Source organism: Murdochiella massiliensis (assembly GCF_900059565.1).
Classification (GTDB): Bacteria; Bacillota; Clostridia; order Tissierellales; family Peptoniphilaceae; genus Murdochiella; species Murdochiella massiliensis.
In genome coordinates this window covers 1-19,354 of the sequence record NZ_FIZW01000001.1, presented here as the reverse complement: position 1 = coordinate 19,354, position 19,354 = coordinate 1, and the positions used below count along the sequence as shown (strand labels likewise).

The 19,354-nt window shown below is 50.3% G+C and carries 15 protein-coding genes, 3 tRNA genes and 2 rRNA genes; 3 read left to right on the top strand and 17 right to left on the bottom strand.

The window, feature by feature from the left end; all coding sequences use genetic code 11:
- Nucleotides 1-162: 162 nt before the first annotated feature.
- The gene (locus BN3910_RS00100; protein WP_066922931.1) at nucleotides 163-2,889 is read right to left on the bottom strand and encodes a cell wall-binding repeat-containing protein; all 2,727 of its coding nucleotides are present in this window, start codon (nucleotides 2,887-2,889) and stop codon (nucleotides 163-165) included.
- Nucleotides 2,890-3,638: 749 nt separating this feature from the next.
- The gene (locus BN3910_RS00095) at nucleotides 3,639-4,175 is read right to left on the bottom strand and encodes an adenine phosphoribosyltransferase (RefSeq protein ID WP_231862170.1); all 537 of its coding nucleotides are present in this window, start codon (nucleotides 4,173-4,175) and stop codon (nucleotides 3,639-3,641) included.
- Between the two features lie 261 nt (nucleotides 4,176-4,436).
- On the opposite strand from BN3910_RS00095, the gene BN3910_RS00090 reads away from it, so the two are divergent.
- A tRNA-Pro gene (locus BN3910_RS00090) sits at nucleotides 4,437-4,510 on the top strand.
- A gap of 198 nt (nucleotides 4,511-4,708) precedes the next feature.
- Here BN3910_RS00090 and dtd read toward each other — a convergent pair.
- The 12 genes from dtd to BN3910_RS00030 form a co-directional block, all read right to left on the bottom strand.
- Nucleotides 4,709-5,155 carry a D-aminoacyl-tRNA deacylase gene (gene dtd / locus BN3910_RS00085; RefSeq protein ID WP_066922929.1) on the bottom strand — a complete coding sequence of 149 codons (447 nt, stop codon included), beginning with the start codon at nucleotides 5,153-5,155 and terminating at the stop codon, nucleotides 4,709-4,711.
- Nucleotides 5,156-5,160: 5 nt separating this feature from the next.
- Complete coding sequence (locus BN3910_RS00080) at nucleotides 5,161-5,877, bottom strand: transaldolase (protein WP_066922927.1); 717 nt, start codon at nucleotides 5,875-5,877, stop codon at nucleotides 5,161-5,163.
- A gap of 100 nt (nucleotides 5,878-5,977) precedes the next feature.
- A tRNA-Pro gene (locus BN3910_RS00075) sits at nucleotides 5,978-6,051 on the bottom strand.
- A 51-nt stretch (nucleotides 6,052-6,102) separates the two neighbouring features.
- The gene (locus BN3910_RS00070) at nucleotides 6,103-7,353 is read right to left on the bottom strand and encodes an NAD(P)H-dependent oxidoreductase (RefSeq protein WP_066922923.1); all 1,251 of its coding nucleotides are present in this window, start codon (nucleotides 7,351-7,353) and stop codon (nucleotides 6,103-6,105) included.
- Nucleotides 7,354-7,368: 15 nt separating this feature from the next.
- On the bottom strand, nucleotides 7,369-8,427 hold the full coding sequence (mreB, locus tag BN3910_RS00065; protein ID WP_066922920.1) for a rod shape-determining protein: 1,059 nt from the start codon (nucleotides 8,425-8,427) through the stop codon (nucleotides 7,369-7,371).
- Nucleotides 8,428-8,430: 3 nt separating this feature from the next.
- Nucleotides 8,431-9,627, bottom strand: coding sequence for a methionine adenosyltransferase (gene metK / locus BN3910_RS00060; protein ID WP_066922917.1), 1,197 nt, complete (start codon nucleotides 9,625-9,627; stop codon nucleotides 8,431-8,433).
- Nucleotides 9,628-9,718: 91 nt separating this feature from the next.
- Entirely contained in the window at nucleotides 9,719-10,210 is a 492-nt protein-coding gene (gene ispF, locus BN3910_RS00055; protein WP_066922913.1) for a 2-C-methyl-D-erythritol 2,4-cyclodiphosphate synthase, read from the bottom strand.
- Nucleotides 10,203-10,925, bottom strand: a complete 723-nt coding sequence (ispD, locus tag BN3910_RS00050) for a 2-C-methyl-D-erythritol 4-phosphate cytidylyltransferase (protein WP_066922910.1) — start codon at nucleotides 10,923-10,925, stop codon at nucleotides 10,203-10,205. Before ispD ends, ispF begins: the two co-directional genes overlap by 8 nt.
- Nucleotides 10,926-11,031: 106 nt before the next feature.
- Nucleotides 11,032-12,417 carry an ABC transporter permease gene (locus BN3910_RS00045; protein WP_066922908.1) on the bottom strand — a complete coding sequence of 462 codons (1,386 nt, stop codon included), beginning with the start codon at nucleotides 12,415-12,417 and terminating at the stop codon, nucleotides 11,032-11,034.
- Complete coding sequence (locus BN3910_RS00040; RefSeq protein ID WP_066922906.1) at nucleotides 12,410-13,486, bottom strand: COG1361 S-layer family protein; 1,077 nt, start codon at nucleotides 13,484-13,486, stop codon at nucleotides 12,410-12,412. Before BN3910_RS00040 ends, BN3910_RS00045 begins: the two co-directional genes overlap by 8 nt.
- Nucleotides 13,487-13,501: 15 nt before the next feature.
- Nucleotides 13,502-14,146: an ABC transporter ATP-binding protein gene (locus BN3910_RS00035; protein WP_066923668.1), complete on the bottom strand. Its 645-nt coding sequence runs from the start codon at nucleotides 14,144-14,146 to the stop codon at nucleotides 13,502-13,504.
- Between the two features lie 181 nt (nucleotides 14,147-14,327).
- A complete protein-coding gene (locus BN3910_RS00030; protein ID WP_066923666.1) occupies nucleotides 14,328-15,752 on the bottom strand; it encodes an aspartate ammonia-lyase in 1,425 nt (474 codons plus the stop codon).
- Nucleotides 15,753-16,039: 287 nt separating this feature from the next.
- Between BN3910_RS00030 and BN3910_RS00025 the strand changes: the two genes are divergently transcribed.
- On the top strand, nucleotides 16,040-16,441 hold the full coding sequence (locus BN3910_RS00025) for a hypothetical protein (protein ID WP_066922904.1): 402 nt from the start codon (nucleotides 16,040-16,042) through the stop codon (nucleotides 16,439-16,441).
- A gap of 17 nt (nucleotides 16,442-16,458) precedes the next feature.
- Nucleotides 16,459-18,366, top strand: a complete 1,908-nt coding sequence (locus BN3910_RS00020; protein WP_066922902.1) for an acyltransferase family protein — start codon at nucleotides 16,459-16,461, stop codon at nucleotides 18,364-18,366.
- 367 nt (nucleotides 18,367-18,733) lie between these two features.
- Here the strand turns inward: BN3910_RS00020 and BN3910_RS00015 are convergent.
- The 3 genes from BN3910_RS00015 to BN3910_RS00005 all read right to left on the bottom strand — a co-directional run.
- Nucleotides 18,734-18,805, bottom strand: a tRNA-Met gene (locus BN3910_RS00015).
- A gap of 38 nt (nucleotides 18,806-18,843) precedes the next feature.
- Nucleotides 18,844-18,960 (bottom strand): 5S ribosomal RNA (gene rrf / locus BN3910_RS00010).
- A 171-nt stretch (nucleotides 18,961-19,131) separates the two neighbouring features.
- Nucleotides 19,132-19,354 (bottom strand): 23S ribosomal RNA (locus BN3910_RS00005); the annotation flags it as partial.

Here is a 19,354-nt window from a genome sequence, read left to right as displayed (position 1 = left end):
CTATCCCGACGGATACGTTTCATCAGTGTATCACGACGTCGTTCTCTGCGCAAGTCGGGAATAAGAAAAAAAACGAGGAAAAATGCGGGTTCGCATTTTTCCTCGTTTGCCTTCTTTTCTCTTCACCGTAAACTTGCCTTAGCGTTATCGGCTTCTTTCCCCCTACTTCACCGGGAAAATCGCCTTCACCGCATTGCGCACACTCTCTCCCACCGAAGCCGGTCCGCCAACAATGAGAATCTGCTCAAGATCGGTATGCGTATTGAGATAGGCATCAATCGGCATCGGCAGATTCGCCTGTTTCGTTAGGAGTACCGGCGCATTCAGCTTCTGCGCTACCGGACCGGCGACCAACGCATCCGACCACTTCTCTCCACTCGTAATTATCGCGCGTGTCGGATTCATCACCATCTCCGCCATCTTTGCCGAGACCACATAACGATCCGCACCGTCCACACGAGATACGGTTTTACCAATCATGGCTTCAATCGCCTGTTTCGTCTCGGGAGCGATCGTTCCTTCGCCGCCGCTGATCACGGCATCGCGAATGCGTGCCTTTAGGACATCCGCCACAAACTCGGGAACACGATCCTCACGTACCAGAAGAATCGGCGCCTTCCACTGATGCGCATACGGTACCGACGAAAGGGCATCCGTATAGATCATACCGTTTGCAATCACCGCATTCGTGCTCTCCGGCAGATACGCTGCGGAATTCTTGTTCACCTCAAAGCGATCAATGCCGCCCACGCGCGTGATCTTTGCATTCGTCATGGCCTTAAGCTCGTCAATGACCTTTTCCGAGATGGTTCCCGGGCCACCCATGACGATAATCTCGTCACGCTCGGTACGAAGAATTTCCTGCTTCGTCACGGCGAAGAGTTCATCCTTCTGCGTATACAGAATCGGGATGTTTCCCTGGGAGACGTTCATGGCACTCATGGAATCGGCATAGGCCATATTCTGCACAAGGATCACTTTTCTGGCATCGCCGAAATACGTTTTGGAAATCGTAGCGGCGATATCCTGCCGTGTCGGGTCATCGATAGGTTTGATGACATCCGGTGTTTCCGGTTCTTCCGTCTTTTTGTCGTTCTTGACGTAGATGGTACGAACGATTTGATTCTCGTAGCGGACACGCCCATCCTTAACGGAGAAGGAGAGCGGCTTATCCAGTGGGATATAGCCTTCTGGGGTCTTAATTTCCTGTAAGGAATAATCGCCCGTTGAGAGGAATTCCACCCTTGCTTCTCCCGATTTGTCCGTCGTGACGACGCGGTTGATGGAGGAGATCATCTTGTCCGTAATCTTAAACGTTACGGGCAGCGGAATCCGGTTGCCGTCGCCGTCGATCTTTACGATGCGAAGGATCGGGGTGGAGGGCTTGGGATCCGGCTTTGGTGTCGGTGTATCGGGCTTCTTCCACTGTGCATAGACCACTAAATCATCTGAAACCACCGTATTCTCATCAAACGCGTCCCCGGTTCCATCTTTCTTGGTATTCCATCCTTGAAAAACGTAGGTCTGTCCATTGATCGTGACATCCGCGAGATCGTCCGCCATAGCATCGCCTAATACTCCGGTCGACGGTTTCTTTCCCTCATCAAAGCTGTCCGATACAAGCGTCCCGTTATAGGCGACAATGGAGGTGCCGAGAACCTGTTCTTCGCCCGGTTGAAAGTCGTCGCTGTTTCTTGCAAACCTTACTGTGGCCGGCGCAAACTGAATCGACAAAGGGAGAATTCCATCAATCGGAGGAATGGAACGCGATAAATCATGCGAACGACCAAGAATCTTCACTATAGGCATCTTGACATAGCCATCGACCATACCGCTTACCTTAACGGTTTTTCCCGTATCTAACACCGTCTTTTTTGCCTCGGCTTTAGGGATGGTAATTGAGGATTCTGCGGAAAGCAGCATTGCACTGTTTTCCACCGTTCTGGCATCGACATTTTTTATCCGTTTTCCACCAAACCCACTGTTCGTGCGCACAATCGTACGAATAGTAATATGACGAGAGTGATTCGGATTTTTTATGGTAAACGTCGTGACCGGATCGGTGTCAGAGACGAAGGATTCAATCTTCCACGGTTCAGTCGGTGCTCCTTCAATCTCAAATATTTCTCTTGAATCTGTATCACAAGCCAAATACGGCTGAAAATAGTAACTGCTAAAAGAAACGGTCAGCGTATCTTCCACTTTAACAGCATCATCCAGCGTAACATTCAAGTCTACATGCGTATATTGCGCGTTTTTCGCCGCACTTCCTTTATCACCTTGAATATTCGTCATGATGAATGAACCATTTCCGGTATAAAGCCAGTGGGCAGCTACTTTACTCATTCGAAAGCTGGCGTTCAAATGCATCGGATATTCATTTATTGTCTCATCAAACTTCTCTACGATATGATGATCGAAAGAATCATCATCTTTTCTGTGTAAATCACTATTCGGCAATGTATCTTCATCACCAATACCATCGTTGATGGTACAGCTATTATTCGTCATTATTCCTGTAACAGATAGCTCACTTAAGTGCGCCGGATATACGTCTGTTACGCCGTCATCCAACATCGCTGTTGGATCTTCGCCGGAATAATACAGCTTCGCCCCATCAGTGTTCGCGTAATCTTGCTGATCACTCCAGCCAAGGAAATACTTTTTATCGATTCCGCTTCCAGATTTCCATGCTTCACCGCGGTTATTCACCCCCCCAATAGTTGTTTCCGCTGAATCCGAAAAATCAACGGTTACCTCACCATTGGTTGTATGAAAAACAACCTCCTTTCCTGCAGCAGAGGAAGAAAAAGAACTGAGGCTAAGCACCGCAAAAAGAGCAATCACAAAGATTGCCAACTTTCGCCATCGAATCACTCGGTTTCTCATTATCATTTCCTTTCTTAATATTTGATCGTTTTTACAATAAAAATATGCATTTAATTGTATCATATCCCGGATAAATCCCACAATTATAAACACCTACGTAAACACCTGTGTTTTCTAAAAACTGTATTTGGAAAATACGTTATTTTATACGTTTCCAAATTTTCTTTGATCGGAATATGGGAATGGAGAAAGCTTCTGTACAAGGAAAGGCGCGATTATATTATTTAGAAACGATGGATACATTCAGTCGTCGGACGTTTCCTCTTTCAGTCAGGGTTCATAAGGGCTTGACCAGTCCTGGCTGTGGCGTGTTCATTTCGCTAGCCAGGGTTTCGTCGGAAAATTTAACCCTGGCTGGTGTGATCTTTTCTTCCCAGCCAGGGTTCATAAGGGCTTGACCGACCCTGGCTGGAGCGTGTTCATTTCGCTAGCCAGGGTTTCGTCGGAAAATTTAACCCTGGCTAGCAAAACTTTCCCTTCTAAGCCAGGGTTCCACGACGAAAGTTGACCCTGGCCGACAAAATTTTCTCCTCTCAGCCAGGGTAAAAGGGATGCTGTTCGACCCCGGCAGCGCTCATTTTCTTACGCTAACCAGGGTTACGCGACAAAAATTTAACCCTGGCCGACAAAGTTTTCTCTTTCCAGCCAGGGTTCCGCAAAAAATCGACCCTGGCCAATACGCTATCTTGCGCCCAGCCAGGGTTTCACACCTTCTATCACCAAAATCGCGCTGCCAACAGCCTTTCCGCTCAATTGGTCCAGGTCAACAGTGCCTTTACAGGATAGCCGACCTCTTCCAAGGCTTTCCTTCCGCCGAGATCGGTCAGTTCGGTCAGGAAAAGTGTTCCGGCGACCACGCCACCCGCATCTTCTACCAGTTCGCAGGCCGTTTTCGCTGTACCGCCGGTGGCCAGAAGATCGTCCATAACGAGTACACGTGCGCCTGCCGGGATCGAATCGCGATCTACCTCAATCGCCGCTTCCCCATATTCCAGCGTATAGGATTTTTTGATCAGGTTTCCCGGTAGTTTTCCCGGTTTTCGTGCCATAATAAATCCCTTATGTAAAAGGGCCGCAACGGGCACCCCCACGATAAAACCGCGGGATTCCGTTCCTAGCACATAATCAAAGTCCCATTGCTTTGCCGCGTCGGCAAGTTGTTCCACCATCGCCTGCAACGCATCAGCGTCAGACAAAATCGTCGTAATGTCCTTATAGCTGATGCCCGGGCCCGGAAAGCCTTCGATAACACGCATTTTCTTCTTCAAATCCACTTGCTTATTCATCCTATTCTCCCGGCTTTCGCCTCTTCTGTTCTTTTTCTTCCGTTGACGCCTTTCGTTCCATCCGTCTTCAGCTCGGTAAATAGGGCCATTCAACGGAGCAACTCTTCTCTACCCAAAATAGAGCACTCTCTCGACAAATTGGAACATTATCCCGTCCAACTGCCTATGGTATCCAACCGCACCGGGCGTCCAACCTATTATGCGTAGAAAAATTTGTTTCCTGCAGAAATCTGTGGTACAATGCCATGGTCAGCAATTCGACGGGGTGTAGCGCAGCTCGGTAGCGCGCCTGCTTCGGGAGCAGGAGGCCGGAGGTTCAAATCCTCTCACTCCGATTTTTCTTTTTCTAAACGTTGAAAACAAGCCATTCTCTCTTGATGAATGATACTCGTTTGATACTAAATTTTGAAACCGGGACGGTCGTCCCGGTTTTTTATTCCTCCCTAACCGATTACCTGCCGACCTTCTTTACCTGAAACTGCCTTGTCGATCTCTTATCGGTATTCGATTATTACTTCCGTTTCTTCCTCCGATCACAGCTCATCGGTATCAATCCAAAGGGTAAACGGTCCGTCGTTGATCGACGAGACAAGCATATCCGCACCAAAGCGACCGGTCTGTACGTCCGGCAAATCTTCCCTGATCAATGCGATCATCTCGTTATAAAGCGCCTCGGCCAAAGCCGGAGGCGCAGCCGTCGCAAAGCTTGGGCGATTACCTTTCTTGATGGAGGCAAAGAGTGTAAACTGGGAAACCAGCAACACATTACCCTGCACAGCGGCCAAATCGAGGTTGGTCTTGCCTTGGCTATCCATAAAGACGCGCAGCTTGCGGATTTTCGTCCACAAGCGCACGACTTCCTCTTTGGTATCATCGGGCCCAACACCCAGATAGATGAGATAACCGCGGTTGATGGCACCGACAATCTCGCCGTCGATGGTCACCGACGCCTCTTTAACGGTTTGTAATACGGCACGCATCGCAATTAACGAATGGTAAAGCCAAGGTCGGCAATATCGTGATTAAAACCGATTACCGTATCTACGGAAAGCTCTTCCGGCGTTTTGTCCCCGATTTTGGCGAGTTTCTGCAACACGCCGTCCGGGCAAGTGATGATGTCCACACCGAGACGTTCCGCTTCATAGACATTCCACACTTCGCGCGTAGATGCCCACAGCAGGCGTACATGATCGTATTTTTGGCAAATTTCGGAAGCTTCGGTCATGACGGGAATGGGATCCAGTCCGTTGTCGGCCAAGCGTCCAGCAAAAATGGAAACGTACGTGATGGCCTTATCGCTGACCGCTTCCACAATGGCCTTCGTCTGAGCAACCGAATAAACGGCTGTCACGTTCAAATTTACGCCTTCCGCTGAAAGACGAGCGATGAGAGGAATCATGCTCTCGCCCTTGGTATTCACAACGGGAATTTTTACAAAGACATTTTTCCCGAGGGCAGCAATTTTACGCGCTTCCTGTTCCATGGTTTTCATGTCATCAGCAAATACTTCAAACGAGAGAGACAGATCCGGAATCGCCTCAACCACCTTTTTGGCATACGGCGTATAATCCTCAACGCCCGCCTTCTTCATCAGCGACGGATTGGTCGTAAAGCCGTCCACCAGGCCGCTTTCATATTGCTTTTTCATCGTTTCCAGCACCGCGCCGTCCGCAAAAATCTGTACGCGAAAATCCTTAAACATCGTTTCCCCTTTCTCCTCAAGTAAAGGTTGCTCCTTGAAATTGCCTCTTCGAACACCTTTTTCCCAAACGTCTTCATTCCAACGTTTCCAGTATATCTACTCGGGGTGACAGGATTCGAACCTGCGACCTCATGGTCCCAAACCACGCGCGCTACCGAACTGCGCCACACCCCGAAAAGCAGGGTTATTCTACCATACTTCCGCCCTGCTGTCCTATGAACTTGCTTAGCCGATGAGAGAATCCTGGAGACTGCGCAAGCGATAAACCTGCGTGGACTGATCCAACTCAACGTCCTCTTCCGTCAACACACTGTCTTTGGCGATATTGCATTTTGCCATAGCGTTGCCCACCAAAAGGCCGATCGGAATGTGCCGTTCCTGTTGCTGCATTTCATGCGTTTCAATGCGCCCGCGCACACAAAAGCCGCCAATACCGTCGATGGGTTCTCCCTCCGCGATGTCCTTTTTCGCCACGGCCACCGTCTCGGAAACCGGTTTATCCAGCGGAACGATGGCTGCCTGTCCATGCAACGCCGCACGCGCAATGGTCAGCGGCGTTTCCAAACTGCCGAGGTGGAAAGGCCGGTAGAGAATATGATGATCGCGCTCTCCTTTTTTCAACATATAATTCATTTCGGCGGCAACTTGTTCATTTTGCCCTTTTACGATCACGAAAACACCGGGAGCGATGCCGTCCACATAATCCACTACACCGAAATTACTGAGAACTCCGCCGTTACGCACAAGATCGAACTGTTTTACCGTTTCATCCAAGTCACCCGCTATGCCGTGCATACCTTCCACATCGGGCACAAATCCCGTAGCATTGGAAAGCAACGTCATTTCGGCCATGGTCTTGGTACCGTCCTGAAACGCCGCCAGCATATGTGGATTCATCCCGCGCTCTTCAGCCTCTTGACGGGCTGTATCCGGGTTTGCATAGGGCTTTAACTTATTATTCTTGCCCTTGCCGGCAACAAGCACTTCCATCCCCATGGCACGAGCAAAATTGAAGAGACTGAACGTTGCCGCCGGTTCATCGCCGTCAGAGCCGGTATAAACCAGACCCGCCGCATCAAAAAGCTGTTTCATCAGCACGCCGATCGTAATGTCCACTTCGACATTCAACAAAACCAGATGTTTCTTGGCTAACAGCGTAGCCATGGATACCCGCGCGCCAATTTCTGTAATACCGGTCGCTTCGACAATCACGTCTACGTCTTTCGCGCGAATGACTTCCGCATAGTCCGTACTCGTAATGATGTTATGCGGGTCCTGCGAACCAGCAAGATAGATGCGCTTCGCTTCTTCTGCACGTTCCGCCACGATATCGCAAATACCGGTGACACACATTCCCGGAATGGTGGAAATCTGGGCAATCATACCCGTCCCCATCTGTCCCGCACCGATCACGCCTACGCGAATCGGGTGGCCTTCCTGCTCCCGCTGAACGAGTTCCTCAAATAAATTCGCCATGTTTTCCTCCTCGGATTACCGCTTGCGTAAAATTTCACGGTTCATCACTTGTTGTCTCGTTTTATCCGCTAATAGATCATCGCTCGCGCGCATACGACGAATCCAGGTTAAGGCTTTTCCGGTTCCGCGCACAACGGCACTGATCGGTTGCTCAACATAGTTTACGCGAATACCGCAACGTTTTTGAATGCACTCACCCAGGCCACGTACAAGTGATCCTCCTCCGGAAAGAAGAATACCCTGATCAAATAGATCCGAAGAAAGCTCCGGTGGCGTTTGTGCCAATACGCGATGCACCGTCTCAGCAATGTTCTGAAATTGCGGAGCCAAGGCTTCGTCCAAATCGTTTCGCGTCATATATACCCGAACCGGCAAACCATTGGCACGGTGGCGGCCTTTCACCTCAACCCGTTCCGGAGCATCAAGCGCCAAAACCGAACCCAGGCGAAGCTTAATCTCTTCCGCCGTCTGTTCCCCAATCATCACCTGATGTTGATCAAGAATATATCGCGCAACGGCTTCGTCGAACGCATTGCCCGCCGTCGTCGTCGATTCGGCAACGACAATACCGCCAAGGGAAATCAACGCGACATCCGTAAGTCCGCCACCCACGTCCACAATCAGCGTTCCGCGCGGATCGGAGACCTCAACGCCGGCGCCCAGTGCAGCCGCCAACGGGGCTTCAATGAGATAGGCTTCGTGTGCCCCACCGGCTGTTGCCGCTTGCGTGATTGCACGCTTCTGTACTTGCGTGGCACGGGAAGGCACGCTGATCATCACATCCGGATGCAGCAAACTTTTTTCGACCGCTCGATGAAGAAAGGCGCCCAGCATCTTTTCCGTTGCACGATAGTCGGCAACGACACCGCTGTGTAAAGGATGTCGTGCAACGATATTGCCGGGTGTGCGGCCGAGCATGTTCTTGGCCTCTTCTCCCACCGCAACCATCGCATCGGTGTATAAATCCAGAGCAACCACCGAAGGCTCCTGGAATTTAATGCCTTCCGCCCGGGTATACACCAGAATATTCGTGGTCCCTAAATCGATCGCTAAATTTTTCCGTAACCAGGCCATGGTCTACTCCAAATATTTCTTTAACGTGTCCACTTGATCCAATTCTTCCCAGGAATAGCGGTTGTCGGTTCGCCCAAAATGACCGTAGGTGGCCGTGTGGGCATAAATCGGACGGCGCAAATCCAGTTTCTTGATAATCGCTGCTGGGCGGAAATCAAAGACTTCGCGCATGATTTTCAAGAGTTGTGCATCCGAAAGTTTTCCCGTACCGAACGTATCAATGCTGATCGAAAACGGTTCCGCACGGCCTATAGCATAGGCAACGCAAATCTCCGCTTTATCCGCTAAGCCGGCGGCAACAATGTTCTTGGCAACATAGCGCGCATAGTAGGCTGCGGAACGATCCACCTTCGTCGGATCTTTTCCGGAGAAGGCACCACCACCGTGATGTCCCGCTCCGCCATACGTGTCAACAATAATCTTTCGTCCGGTCAGACCGGTATCCGCATTCGGACCGCCTTGCTCAAAACGTCCCGTCGGATTGACAAAAAATTTCGTGTGCGAATCAATCATCAACGGATCGATGCATTCTTTAACCACATGATCCCAGAGGGCTTCTTTAATCGCTTTTTGATCCGCCTGATCGTCGTGTTGTGTGGAAATCAGAATCGCATCAATGCGTTTCGGACGATCCTGCTCGTCGTACTCCACCGAAACCTGCGTTTTGCCATCCGGCCGCAGATGCGGAACGATCCCTTCTCGGCGCACCTTTGCCAGACGTTTCGCCAATTGGTGCGCAAGCATCAGAGGCATGGGCATATATTCCGGCGTTTCCTTCGTAGCATAGCCGAAGACCATGCCCTGATCCCCTGCTCCCTCGCCGGAAAGTTGTTCCTGTTCTCCTTCACGCGCCTCTTCGGAACGCAAAACGCCACAGGCAATATCCTGCGACTGTTCACGAATGGTCGTAATAATGGCGCAGTGTTCCGCATCAATGCCACTTTCGGCATCGGTATAGCCGATTTTGCGCAGTGTTTGCCGCACAATGGCATTGATATCCACATCCGCCTTCGTGCTCAATTCGCCCATAACGAAAATAATGCCCGTTGAGGCCATGACTTCGCAAGCGCAACGGGATTGGGGATCCTGTCGCAACACCTCATCCAAAATCGAATCTGCGATCTGGTCGCAGATTTTATCCGGATGCCCTTCGGTGACAGATTCCGACGTGCGGATGTGTCCTGTTTTGTTCTCTTCCATGATTTCCTCTTCTCTATTCCTTCCGACACGGTTGCCGGCTGTCTTCTTTCTCGTTTTGTTCGTCTATTATATCTTTATCGCCTTTTTCGCTTTATACGCAGCGCAGCAACAAAACCTGTGCCATGCAGCAGATACCCTCTTCACGTCCGACAAAGCCGAGCCGTTCCGTGGTCGTCGCTTTCACCGCCACTTGCGTAATTTCGCAGTCCAACGTGCGGGCAATCGCCTCGCGCATAGCCGGAATATACGGCGCCAGCTTCGGCCGTTGCGCCATAATCACACTGTCGATGTTACCAATGCGATAGCCTTGAGCAGAAACCAATGCCATCACCCGCTGCATCAAGAGCAATGACGAGATACCTTCATATTGCGGATCGGTGTCCGGAAAGTGCTGACCGATGTCGCCAAGAGCCAGCGCGCCAAGAAGCGCATCGTTGATGGCATGGATCAGGCAATCGGCATCGGAATGGCCGAGCAGCCCCTTTTCAAAGTGAATCTCTACTCCGCCGAGGATGAGTTTTCGTCCTTCGACCAGCTGATGCACGTCGTAGCCGAGCCCTGTGCGAAACGCGATATCATTCATCTAAATCCTCCCGTTCCGTCACGATACGTTCACCGAAGAGCAGATCCATGGGCGTGGTAATCTTGATGTTCGCCTCATCCCCTTCCACCGTCGCTACCTTTCCGCCGAAAATTTCCACCATCTGCGCATCGTCCGTAATGGGAATCTGTTCCCAAATCGCCTTTTCATAGGCATCAAGCAATACGGATTTCTTGAACATCTGTGGTGTCTGTGCGCTAAAGAGGTGTGCGCGGTTCGGCGTGTTTTCGATCACGCCCTTTTCATTCACAAATTTGATGGTATCCTTCATCGGCAAAACACAGATTGCACCGTCCACATCGCCCTTTTCGACACGAGAAAGACATCGGCGGATAACCGCCGTGGAAACAAAAGGTCTTGCCCCGTCATGAACGGCAATGATGTCGGTTTCTTCCGGCAGATGCGCAAGACCCATTTTTACCGAATCCTGTCTGGTCGGTCCTCCGAGACAAACGGTCACACGTGAAAAATTCTCCCCGAAAACCTGGGGGAGAATATCTTTCTTTACGGTTTGTAATATATCTTCTTTGACCACGACAACATAAGCGTCAAACGCTCCGGATCGGCGCAAGGCGCGCAAAGCGCGCTGCAGTACCCGACCGCCGTCGATTTCAATAAGCATCTTATTTGTCCCGCGACCCATGCGCGTGCCTAAGCCCGCGCCGATCACTACAGCTGTCACAAACGGTTGTTGCATTATCCCCTCCGCCGGTTCTCATCCCATCTTAACACACTGCGTGACGCATAAAAAGGCGAGATTGTGAGGAGAAATCCTTTTGCCCGTCGAGATCTCAACAATGCGCTTACTCTGTGCGAATCGCTTCAATTGCGGAAATTTGTGTTGCCCGTTTTGCCGGCAAGTACCCGGCAACTAAACCGATCAGTGCGGAAAAACCGAATGCGGCAAAGGGTAGCCAAAACGGAATCAAGCTGATCTTCTGTTCAATATCGTAGCCGTCGCCGAGCATAGACTGGGCGAAGAAATGATTGATGCCGAACGAAAACAGATAGGAGAAAAGGACGCCGATAATCCCGCCGATGATGCCGATAAGCATGGATTCCACCAGAAAAATTAGCCGTATATCTCCAATTTGCGCACCGATGACCTTCATGACGCCGATTTCCCGCGTGCGCTCATGAATGGACATGAGCATGGTGTTGGCGATGCCGATGGCGGAAATCAATAAGGAAATCGAGCCGATGCCTGCAAAAATCCAACGCACCACGCGCATGGCTTCTTCCTGTCCGCGAATGGAATCGGAATTTGCGTACGCATTCAATTGCATGTCATTGATCTCATCGATAACTTGCTGGGTGTAGCTGATGTCGTCCACCGTCACAATGGCGTTATCGTAATGGCGTGTTTTCTTCCCTCGTGTCAGCCTTTTCGTCGGTGTTGCGGAAGGATCATCCGGATTCGGATTATCTCCCCTACTGCGTTTTTCTTCTTCTTTTTGCATGCGCTCCAACGTGTCAAAGGAAATATAGATTCCTCTGGGCACGAGCAGATCGGACTTGGAAAACGTTCCGGCATAGGTCAACGGCAGCTTGGCCGCCTGGTCCTGATTGCCGATCATAATGTTGTTGTTGGGTGTATCGTCGGATTTGCCGTAATCAAACGAGCGCAACATCACTTTTTGATGGGTAAAGTCCAGATCCTTTACCGGCTTGGGCATCTCGCGGAAATTCTTTGTATTGTAACGAAATACTGTAATCGCGTTTCCCACGATAAACGGGTTTTTTTTGGTATCTCTCGGAAGACTCCCTTCTTTCATTTCCATCTGTGTTTTGCGCAGGGCATCAAAATCAATCGCCGCCATTTCTCCGAACATCGATAATGCGGGATCTTTGAAGACAATCTCATAGGACATGTACTTCATGCCCAGCGCGTCTTTCACGTGCGCGATCTGCTTGATCTTTTTGATCTCTTCGTCGCGCAAATAGCCCTCACGACTCCCCATCTGGCTATTGGTCGGATCCTGATAAGAAGTCGGTTCCACACGAATCGCATTGAGCTGTGCAAACTGTTCCATCTGGCGGCGGTTGCTGTCCTCTATACCATAGCCGAAGGAAAGCATCAAAATGATAGCCACCGCGCCGATCACGACGCTGATGACCGTAAGGATCGTCCGCGATTTTCGGCGCATCAGATTGCGCCAAGCCAACAGTAAGAGCTCGACGTTACGCATCGAGGTTCAACTCCTTTTCCTGTTTCTTTTTCTTGCGATGACGATGAATGAGAATTGCCGCCACAAGGATCACCAAAACACCGATACCCACCGGAATGAGGGGGAAATTACCTCCCTGTGGAGCAGGAACGGGTTCAAGGGTATTGGCATCATAATATTGGCTAGTTTCGTCATCGATGAGAAGGCCTGTTTTCTCATCATGCCGCAACTTTGACGGATCTACCGCCATGCCTTCATCAAACCCTTCGATCTTGGCCTCGAACGGTTGCTTCTGTTCATGTTTCTTTCCCGTAGAATCTTCAAACGTAATCACGATGTTGCCGGAAATTTCGTTTTCCTGCGGAATAATTTCTGCGGAAAAATGATCGGCCCCGCCGGGCGCAAAATTGCCGACAAAATAGCGCGGAGAGCCGTTGACTTTGAAGCCCTTTCCTTCAATAGTCACCATGTACGTCGTCAATTGATCTTTGCCGATGTTATACATATCCATATCGACATTGGTGGGATTGCCCATCATGAGCATTTCCTCCCCACCGCCGTTCATTTGCACATCACCCAACAGGATATCCGCCGTCTGTACAACCGGAATACCGATGGTTTCCGTGGCCGTAAACTCGTTGCCCAGCAAATCTTCATACTCAAACGATACATTGATGGAATAATTCTGCGCCGCCAACGTGGGCGCTGTTTTTAAGTGTATGGTCTTGTTATCCGTTTCCTGCGGACGAATGCGCGAAATATAGAAGGTGTTGGAGGATCCAACCGGCGTAAATACCGAACCGGCGCTTCCTGAAGGAGCGGATATCTGACCTTGTCCCGTCTGGGTCGCGGAAGGAATGGCTCCGGCTTCACCGCCGCCGATACTGATTTTAATATTGCGCACAGATTTCTCCGCATTCGTATTATAAAAAGTAAGATAGACCGCAAATTCTTGTCCTGCCTGCGGCATTTCCGGATCAAGGCTGTAATTGGAAATGATCAGTTTCGGTTTATTGGTGACATTTGTCATACCATTTCCGCCATCCGAAGGCACATCTGTTACGCCCGGAATATACGTCGCTCCGCCCATGTTCTCTCCTCTCCGCTACGCTCTCTCGTGAACGCGTTCATTCTGACCGTCACGCATATGAAACATACGATCGGCATAGCCGGTCATTTCCTCATCGTGCGTGACCATGATCACGGTAACCTTTTCTTCTTTCGCCACCTGCGAAATCAGATCCATCACTTCAAAACTCGTCTTCGTATCCAGGTTTCCTGTAGGCTCATCCGCAAATAGAATCTTGGGATTGCCGACCAGTGCACGGGCAATGGAGACGCGTTGTTGTTGTCCGCCGGAAAGTTGATTTGGTCGGTGATAAAGGCGCTCCCCTAACCCGACTAAATTCAACACCCGCTTTGCGGCCTCTTCATACTCTTTTTTCGGTACACCCTTAAGCATCAGCCCGAGTGTCACATTTTCCATGGCATTTAATGTCGGAATCAAGTTGTACGATTGAAACACAAAACCGACATTCAGGCTGCGAAATAAAGTAATCTGAGACTCGGACAGCTGTTCCATATGCACGCCGCCAATCACAATTTCTCCCTTGGTCGGCCGCTCAAGGCCGGCTAAAGCATTCAGCAGCGTGGATTTTCCGGATCCCGAAGGGCCGAGCAGACACACCATCTCTCCGCGCGCAATATCCAAGTTGACGTCACGCAAGGCATACACTTTTTCTTCGCCCATGCGAAATACTTTATAAAGATGGCGCACGGAAATAAATGCGTCTTCCACGGTGGCCTCCTTTCTCTCGATTAGCTTCCTATTGTTTTCCTCTATCAGTATAAGCTAACAGAAGGGTCTTTTGACAGTCCCCATTCTTAACAAATTCTTAAGATTTTCAACCGGACAATACTGTACACCATGTTCAGTGCGTGGACTCGTCCTCTTCCTTTCCCGCAATGCCGGGATGCGTCATTTCATAAGGGTTAAAAATGCGATCCAGTTTCTTTTCGCTCATCAGCTTTTCCTCCAACACCAAATCGCGTAACGACTTGTTGGTCGCAAGCGCCGTTTTCGCTAATCGGGAAGCGGTTTCGTAGCCGATGTGCGGAGCAAGTGCCGTCACAATGCCGACACTGCGCTGGACTTCTTCTTCCAAACTCTTTTTATTGGCCACCAGCCCTTCAATGCAATGTACGCGGAACGTATAAATTGCTCCTCGCAAGCCGCGAAGCGACTCGAAAATTTTGTAAAAGCAAACCGGTTCAAAAGCATTAAGTTCCAGTTGTCCTCCCTCAACACACATCGTGACCGTCATGTCGTTGCCGACGACGGCGAAGGCCATCTGATTGACCACTTCGGGAATAACGGGGTTTACTTTTCCCGGCATGATGGAGGAACCGGCCTGCCGTGCCGGCAAGGTGATTTCATGGATGCCGGAACGCGGCCCGGAGCTTAAAAAGCGCAGGTCATTAGCAATCTTGGAAAGGGAAATCGCATAATTTTTCAGTACCGAGGAGGCGAACAGAAAGCCATCCAAATTCTGTGTTCCGTCGATGAGGTCCGCGCTCTGAACAAGCGAAAGGCCGGTCACTTCATTCAGTTTAGGAACAATGTTCTTCACATAATTCACGTCGGCATTCAATCCCGTACCGATGGCGGTACCGCCCAGGTTGACCACAGAAAGCGCCTCAATCGCCGCATCAAAACGCGTGACGTCCCGTTCGAGTACCGCAGTATATGCGGCAAATTCCTGCCCCAAGCGAATAGGAACGGCATCCTGGTTCTGGGTGCGCCCCATTTTAATGTAGCCGTCAAACTCTCGACTTTTCTTCTCGAAAGCGGCATTCAGTTTTTTCGCTTCTTCTTTCAAATCCAGAAAATAGCGAATCATGGCAATTTTCCCGGCGGTCGGAATGACGTCATTCGTCGACTGTCCTTCATTCACGTGATCGTTAGGATGAACCGGGCGGTACGAGCCCAGCGCTCCGCCGAGCGATTCCGTCGCCATATTCGCGATCACCTCGTTCGCATTCATATTAAACGAGGTACCGGCACCGCCCTGAATGGGGTCCACGACGAATTGATCCATGTTCTCGCCAGCCAGGATTCGGTCACAGGAAGCAACAATCGCCTTAGTTCGCTTTTCATTGAGCTGATGCACTTCATAGTTCATCAGCGCCGCCGCTTTTTTAACCTCCACGATAGCACGAATAAATCGCCGATCAATCGGATTTCCTGTAATCGGAAAATTTTCCACTGCTCGCATCGTGTTTGCTCCGTAATAGGCATGCTTCGGCACGTTTACTTCCCCAAGGGAATCATGTTCCACGCGAAACGCTTCTGCCATTTTCTTCTCCTTTATCCTCGTTGTAGTGCGTTCCTGTTCAAACGGCAACAGGTCGCCGACAAAACCTTCTCCTTTTTTGCCGACGTGCCCGCTATGGCGCATGAAGAGACATCATTTCGTCATTTTTTCCTCCCCCTACGATACCATAAAGTGAAAGATATCGAGGTAAAACCAGCTCTGTACGTTCGCCATTCCCGCCTCGTTTAGGTATAATAGCGAAAGAATACGAGAAAATCGATCAACCGGCAGGACTCTATTTTGCCGGTGCTCTTAACGAAAGGAATACCATGAAAACGCAGGAAAAGCGATTTCAGCCAAATTCAAAATTTCTTTCCCTCGCTTTACTTCTCTTTGTTCTCCTCATGGCCGTGTTGTCGCTTCTTCCTCAAAAGCCACGCCTCTATACTTCCTATCCGCTGGAGGGAGGAATTCGGCTGGAAGGAAAAATTCTTATGCCGGGAAAAAATGGAGAGGGCGTAATTACCTTTCCGGATAAAACGATATACCGAGGGGCTTTTGCCGACGGCCATTTCGATGGAAAAGCAGAGGTGGAGCTGGAGCCTGCCTATCTTCTGAAGGGAACCTTCAAACAGGGAAATCTCGTATCCGGTGAAATGCAAGTGAAAGCGGAGGGAACCTATGTCCTGAGCGATGAGGGGTTCTGGACGAAAAAAGAAGAGAAAAAGTAGAACGAAAAGGAATTGTCATGAACAAGCGGCTACCATGGTTTGACTCTTTGCGCGTCTTCGCCTTTGCCATTGTTGTATTGTATCATCTGGAAAAGGCCAAGCTGCCCGCCGGCTTTTTCGGCGTGAATCTATTTTTTGCCTTGTCCGGTTTTCTGTTGACGGCAAAAGTATTGGATCAGATCGTGGATTCTGATCGGCAATGGTCCTTTTCATCCTATCTGAAAAGCCGCGCAAAACGCCTCCTTCCCGGCCTTCTTCTCATGTTGATGGTCAGTGCCCTGCTTCTCTTTTTCGGCTCTCCGGACTTGCGCGTGGACTATTCCCGCCAACTTGCCGGCGTTCTTGCCTTCACTACCAATATCTATGAGATTGTTTCCGGCGGCTCTTACGAAGCGCAATTTGCGCCGCATGTTTACGTGCATACCTGGACGCTCGCCATGGAGGTGCACTACTACCTCTTTTGGGGTGCTATTCTCTATTTTCTGCTTCACTATTCTGCCAAGCGGCATCCGAAAAATCCGGAAGATCGGCAAGAGTGGGTGCGTTTATGCATTTTCTTTCTTTCTCTTTTGCTCCTTGCCTTGCCGACCCTGATGATGCTTTTCGGTTCGTTCCGGGGATGGCCCACGGCTTTCTTGTATTTTTCGGATCTGACCCGCATGACGCCGTTTTTCGTCGGCACGCTGGTCGCGAGTATGACGGGCATGTCTTCTTTGGCTTACCCGACAAAAAAATGGGCAAAGGCTTCACCGCTTGTGACGCTTCTTGTTCTTATCGGTTCGCTCGCTCTGTACCTTCTTCTCGCCTTTAAGCTGAGTTATTCCCGTCCCGCAACGTATCGCTTAGGCTTTTTTGTGGTGGATGGACTCTGTTTTCTGCTCTTATTTTCAGCGCGCATTCTATCCTTGCAGAAAACAGGCGGAGAAGATCCTCGACCGATTCGCTTTCTATCACAAATCTCCTACGGATTTTACCTTTTGCACTGGCCGATTTACGTGGTGCTTTCTTCGACGAGTCTGCCCCATCTTGCTGTTCTTTTCCTTACGCTGACCTTGGCATTTCTTTTGTCCTGGTTTAATCTTGCTGTCTGGGAACCGCTGATTCTACATTGGAAAGAGATTCTACACCGGGAAGGAATGGAGAGTCGCTTGCCGACAATCCTTTCTGCACATCAGAAAAAAAGTAAAGTGCTGGCCCAATGGAGCATGGCTATTGCACTTGTCCTGACCCTAACTCAAGTGTTTACCGCTCCGTCTGCCCTCGCCCTGGAGAATCGTCTCTGGGCTTCTTCTCTGCAACAGGAAATCGACGGCGTAAAACAAGCCGGCACAACGGTGCGTGGTCTCATTGCAAGCGAAAAACAGGCCGTACAGCAACAAAAGACAGATGAAGAACTACAGGCCAAAGCTCGCGCCACGGGTTTTTCCATGGTTTGTGACTCCATCGCCCTTGGCGTGCGCGATCAAATATTGGCCTCATTTCCCTCCTCGCAGGTCGACGGAGAAGTTTCTCGTTTCCTCCATGAAGCGCCGGATATCATCCGTTCCATGATCAACAGCGGACAGCTGAAAGAGATGCTCATTGTTGCTCTGGGCAACAACGTTTATCCCAACTTTGCAGAGACCAGCGAAGAAATTGTGTCTCTCGTGCCGTCAGGCACTCGCATTATCTTTGTCAGTCCCTACGACAGCAGCGAACCGGCCGATTCCGATTTGAATAAATACGCGGATTATCTGCCATCTTTGGAGAAGAAATATCCCTTTGTGACTCTCGCCAACTGGCACAAAGTCTCGCAGGAACATTCCGCCATCTATGACGGCACGGACGGCGCGCACTTCTTTGCTCGCAAAGAAGGCGCCCCGCTCTATATCCAGACCTTAGCCGAGGCAATTACGCGCTCGTATCAGAAACCGGCAAAGAAATAAGAGAGTTTTGCTGTTTTGTTATTTCCCCTCTACCGATTCCGAGCTGGCGGTAGAGGTTTTTTTCTGTTTTTACCTTTTACCCTCTACCGATTCCTATCCGGCGGTAGAGGGGTTTTGCCGTTTTTGCCTTTTACCCTCTACCGATACCGAACCGGCGGTAGAGGGGTTTTGCCGTTTTTACTTTTTACCCTCTACCGATTCTGAACCGGCGGTAGAGGGGTTTTTCCATTTGTGTCATTTCCCCTCTACTTTCCGGCGCTTGGCCTTGCGGAAGCTCCGGCAATCTGAACTGACGGTTCTCCTCCTGCCCCTACCTCTACAACAAAAGGGAAGAGCGACCCATCGGGCCACTCTTCCCTTTTCAGTATTGCGGGGGCAGGATTCGAACCTGCGACCTCCGGGTTATGAGCCCGACGAGATGCCACTTCTCTACCCCGCGATAGAAAGAAAGGACACCTTCGTGCCCTTTCTCCTTTTATTTGGCGACTACCTACTCTCCCAGGCCGTTTCCAACCAAGTACCATCGGCGATGTGGGGCTTAACTTCTGTGTTCGGGATGGGAACAGGTGTATCCCCCGCGCTATCGTCACCATATTGAATTCTTAACAATTCCGCGTCTACGCCGTAGACTTCTCCGTCTCCGACGCAGTCGATTTCTTCCGCTCGCCTTCGCGCTTCGCGCTCGCCTTGCGGGAAATCTTTGCGTATGAAATGGCTGCCAACCGCTTCGCTTGTTGGGCCATTTCACAATCTTAATAGGTATTTCTGGTCAAATGTTCGAGAGATTAGTATCCGTTAGCTCCACGCATTACTGCGCTTCCACCTCGGACCTATCAACCGGGTTTTCTTCCCGGTCTCTTAGAAATCTCATCTTGAGGGGGGCTTCGCGCTTAGATGCCTTCAGCGCTTATCCCGTCCGAACGTAGCTACCCGGCTATGCCCTTGGCAGAACAACCGGTACACCATCGGTTCGTCCATCCCGGTCCTC

What these genes read in the sequence shown, in the direction of transcription:
- BN3910_RS00100 (WP_066922931.1), bottom strand. Translation starts at nt 2,889, where the DNA reads ATGAGAAACCGAGTGATTCGATGGCGAAAGTTGGCAATCTTTGTGATT.
- BN3910_RS00095 (WP_231862170.1), bottom strand. Translation starts at nt 4,175, where the DNA reads ATGAATAAGCAAGTGGATTTGAAGAAGAAAATGCGTGTTATCGAAGGC.
- dtd (WP_066922929.1), bottom strand. Translation starts at nt 5,155, where the DNA reads ATGCGTGCCGTATTACAAACCGTTAAAGAGGCGTCGGTGACCATCGAC.
- BN3910_RS00080 (WP_066922927.1), bottom strand. Translation starts at nt 5,877, where the DNA reads ATGTTTAAGGATTTTCGCGTACAGATTTTTGCGGACGGCGCGGTGCTG.
- BN3910_RS00070 (WP_066922923.1), bottom strand. Translation starts at nt 7,353, where the DNA reads ATGGCGAATTTATTTGAGGAACTCGTTCAGCGGGAGCAGGAAGGCCAC.
- mreB (WP_066922920.1), bottom strand. Translation starts at nt 8,427, where the DNA reads ATGGCCTGGTTACGGAAAAATTTAGCGATCGATTTAGGGACCACGAAT.
- metK (WP_066922917.1), bottom strand. Translation starts at nt 9,627, where the DNA reads ATGGAAGAGAACAAAACAGGACACATCCGCACGTCGGAATCTGTCACC.
- ispF (WP_066922913.1), bottom strand. Translation starts at nt 10,210, where the DNA reads ATGAATGATATCGCGTTTCGCACAGGGCTCGGCTACGACGTGCATCAG.
- ispD (WP_066922910.1), bottom strand. Translation starts at nt 10,925, where the DNA reads ATGCAACAACCGTTTGTGACAGCTGTAGTGATCGGCGCGGGCTTAGGC.
- BN3910_RS00045 (WP_066922908.1), bottom strand. Translation starts at nt 12,417, where the DNA reads ATGCGTAACGTCGAGCTCTTACTGTTGGCTTGGCGCAATCTGATGCGC.
- BN3910_RS00040 (WP_066922906.1), bottom strand. Translation starts at nt 13,486, where the DNA reads ATGGGCGGAGCGACGTATATTCCGGGCGTAACAGATGTGCCTTCGGAT.
- BN3910_RS00035 (WP_066923668.1), bottom strand. Translation starts at nt 14,146, where the DNA reads ATGGGCGAAGAAAAAGTGTATGCCTTGCGTGACGTCAACTTGGATATT.
- BN3910_RS00030 (WP_066923666.1), bottom strand. Translation starts at nt 15,752, where the DNA reads ATGGCAGAAGCGTTTCGCGTGGAACATGATTCCCTTGGGGAAGTAAAC.
- BN3910_RS00025 (WP_066922904.1), top strand. Translation starts at nt 16,040, where the DNA reads ATGAAAACGCAGGAAAAGCGATTTCAGCCAAATTCAAAATTTCTTTCC.
- BN3910_RS00020 (WP_066922902.1), top strand. Translation starts at nt 16,459, where the DNA reads ATGAACAAGCGGCTACCATGGTTTGACTCTTTGCGCGTCTTCGCCTTT.